This window comes from uncultured Methylibium sp. (genome assembly GCF_902826655.1).
GTDB lineage: Bacteria > Pseudomonadota > Gammaproteobacteria > Burkholderiales > Burkholderiaceae_C > Methylibium.
The window spans coordinates 1-2,966 of the sequence record NZ_CADEFR010000124.1 but is presented as its reverse complement, the minus strand read 5'-3'; the positions used below and the strand labels follow the sequence as shown (position 1 = coordinate 2,966).

The following is a 2,966-nucleotide window of genomic DNA, read 5'->3' as shown; positions in this document are numbered from 1 at the left end:
CGGCGACCTGCGTCGCCGACTCGTCTTCTTGTTGCTGGCGCTCGTCGTCTATCGCATCGGCGCGCACATCCCGGTGCCGGGGATCAATCCCGAGCAGCTGCAGCAGTTGTTCCAGGGCCAGCAGGGCGGCATCCTGAGCCTGTTCAACATGTTCTCGGGCGGTGCGCTCTCGCGGTTCACGGTGTTCGCGCTGGGGATCATGCCGTACATCTCGGCGTCGATCATCATGCAGCTGATGACCTACGTGGTGCCGAGCCTCGAGGCGATCAAGAAGGAAGGCGAGGCCGGTCGCCGCAAGATCACCCAGTACACGCGCTACGGCACGCTGGGCCTGGCGATCTTCCAGTCGCTGGGCATCGCCATCGCGCTCGAAGGGTCGGCCGGGCTGGTCAATTCGCCGGGCATGGGCTTCCGCTTGACCGCCGTCGTCAGCCTGGTGGCCGGCACGATGTTCCTCATGTGGCTGGGGGAGCAGATCACCGAGCGCGGCCTGGGCAACGGCATCTCGATCATCATCTTCGCGGGCATCGCGGCCGGCCTGCCGAGCGCGATCGGCGGTCTGTTCGAGCTGGTTCGCACGGGGGCGATGAGCATCATCGCGGCGCTGTTCATCATCGCGATCGTGATCGGCGTGACCTACCTGGTCGTGTTCGTCGAGCGCGGCCAGCGCAAGATCCTGGTGAACTACGCCAAGCGCCAGGTGGGCAACCGCGTGTATGGCGGCCAGTCATCCCACCTGCCGCTGAAGATCAACATGTCGGGCGTGATCCCGCCGATCTTCGCTTCGTCGATCATCCTGTTGCCGGCCACGATCGTCAGCTGGTTCGCCACGGGCGACGGCCTGCGTTGGCTGAAGGACATCGCCGCCCTGCTGTCGCCGGGCCAGCCGATCTACGTGATGCTCTACGCCGCCGCGATCGTGTTCTTCTGCTTCTTCTACACGGCGCTCGTGTTCAACAGCCGTGAGACGGCCGACAACCTGAAGAAGAGCGGCGCCTTCATTCCGGGCATCCGGCCGGGCGAGCAGACTGCGAAGCACATCGACCGCATCCTGGGCCGGCTGACGCTGGGTGGTGCGGTCTACATCACTGCCGTGTGCCTGCTGCCCGAGTTCCTGGTGCTCAAGTACAACGTGCCGTTCTATTTTGGCGGGACCTCGCTGCTGATCATCGTCGTCGTGACGATGGACTTCTGGGCGCAGGTGCAAAGCTACGTGATGTCCCAGCAGTACGAGTCGCTGCTGAAGAAGGCCAACTTCAAGGCAAGCTGAGATGGCCAAGGACGACGTCATCCAGATGCAGGGGGAGATCCTCGAGAACCTGCCCAATGCCACCTTCCGCGTGAAGCTGGAGAACGGGCACGTGGTTCTCGGTCACATCTCGGGGAAGATGCGCATGCACTACATCCGCATCCTGCCGGGCGACAAGGTGACCGTGGAGCTGACCCCCTACGATTTGAGTCGTGCTCGCATCGTCTTCCGGGCGAAGTGAGTGGAATCTAGAGACCCGGAAGAGCGCAAGAGGTCAAGGAGAAGATCATGAAGGTCGCCGCATCGGTCAAGAAGATGTGCCGCAATTGCAAGATCATCCGCCGCAAGGGCGTGGTGCGCGTGATCTGCACCGACCCGCGTCACAAGCAGCGCCAGGGCTGACCTGGGCGCCCGCGAAGCATTGAGCTAGAGGAACACCATGGCACGTATCGCTGGTATCAACATTCCGCCGCAGAAGCATGCCGAGATCGGCCTGACCGCGATCTATGGCATCGGTCGCACGACGGCGCAGAAGATCTGCGACGCCTGCGGCGTCGAGCGCAACAAGAAGATCAAGGATCTGACCGACACCGACCTCGAGAAGATCCGCGAGGAGATCGGTCGCATCACGATCGAAGGCGACCTGCGCCGCGAGACCACGATCAACATCAAGCGCCTGATGGACCTGGGTTGCTACCGTGGCTTCCGGCATCGTCGCGGCCTGCCGCTGCGCGGCCAGCGCACCCGCACCAACGCCCGCACCCGCAAGGGCCCGCGCAAGTCGGCCGCCGCGCTGAAGAAGTAAGCAGCACGCCGCCGCCCCCGCGTCCCAGATTCAAGAGAGCACAGCATGGCCAAAGCCCCTGTCAATACCGCCGCCCAGCGCGTGCGCAAGAAGGTCCGCAAGAACGTGTCGGACGGCGTTGCGCATGTGCATGCGTCGTTCAACAACACGATCATCACGATCACCGATCGTCAGGGCAACGCCCTGGCCTGGGCGTCGAGCGGCGGCCAGGGCTTCAAGGGCTCGCGCAAGTCGACGCCGTTCGCCGCCCAGGTGGCGGCTGAAGTCGCCGGCCGCGCCGCGCAGGACCAGGGCATCAAGAACCTCGAGGTCGAGATCAAGGGCCCGGGCCCCGGTCGCGAGTCGTCGGTCCGTGCGCTGGCCGCGCTCGGCATCCGCATCGTCTCGATCTCGGACGTGACGCCGGTGCCGCACAACGGCTGCCGTCCCCAGAAGCGCCGTCGGATCTGATCCTGTCGGGTGCAGCGCGGGTGCTCCCGCGCTACAATCCGCGTTTTCCCGCAGCCGGTGAGCACGTCAGTGCCAGCCGGCGCTTTTCGTTGAAGCCGCAAGGCTTCGCAAGCCCACCGTCCGAGCGCCCACAACAACACTCGCCGGACTCGCGCAGCGTCTCTATGGCTGCGTCAGATTGACAAGGAATCCACGTGGCACGTTACCTCGGTCCCAAGGCCAAGCTGGCCCGCCGTGAAGGCACCGACCTGTTCCTGAAGAGCGCCCGCCGCGCGATCAGCGACAAGTCGAAGTTCGAATCCAAGCCCGGCCAGCATGGCCGCACCAGCGGCTCGCGCACCAGCGATTTCGGCCTGCAACTGCGCGAGAAGCAGAAGGTCAAGCGCATGTACGGCGTGCTGGAGCGCCAGTTCCGCCGCTACTTCGCCGAGGCCGAGCGCCGCAAGGGCAACACCGGCGCGA

Annotated in this window: 5 protein-coding genes and 1 pseudogene; all 6 read left to right on the top strand. The window is 64.8% G+C overall.

What is annotated here, in order from left to right; translation table 11 throughout:
• On the top strand, positions 1-1,270 hold a 1,270-nt coding region (secY, locus tag QZV97_RS20645; protein WP_295647267.1), incomplete at its 5' end, for a preprotein translocase subunit SecY.
• A gap of 1 nt (position 1,271) precedes the next feature.
• A complete protein-coding gene (gene infA / locus QZV97_RS20640) occupies positions 1,272-1,490 on the top strand; it encodes a translation initiation factor IF-1 (protein ID WP_009855680.1) in 219 nt (72 codons plus the stop codon).
• Positions 1,491-1,537: 47 nt separating this feature from the next.
• The gene (gene rpmJ / locus QZV97_RS20635) at positions 1,538-1,651 is read left to right on the top strand and encodes a 50S ribosomal protein L36 (RefSeq protein WP_009548427.1); all 114 of its coding nucleotides are present in this window, start codon (positions 1,538-1,540) and stop codon (positions 1,649-1,651) included.
• A gap of 37 nt (positions 1,652-1,688) precedes the next feature.
• Positions 1,689-2,054 carry a 30S ribosomal protein S13 gene (gene rpsM / locus QZV97_RS20630; protein WP_295647264.1) on the top strand — a complete coding sequence of 122 codons (366 nt, stop codon included), beginning with the start codon at positions 1,689-1,691 and terminating at the stop codon, positions 2,052-2,054.
• Between the two features lie 45 nt (positions 2,055-2,099).
• A complete protein-coding gene (gene rpsK, locus QZV97_RS20625; RefSeq protein WP_295647262.1) occupies positions 2,100-2,504 on the top strand; it encodes a 30S ribosomal protein S11 in 405 nt (134 codons plus the stop codon).
• Positions 2,505-2,698: 194 nt separating this feature from the next.
• Positions 2,699-2,966: pseudogene (gene rpsD, locus QZV97_RS20620) on the top strand (30S ribosomal protein S4); the annotation flags it as partial.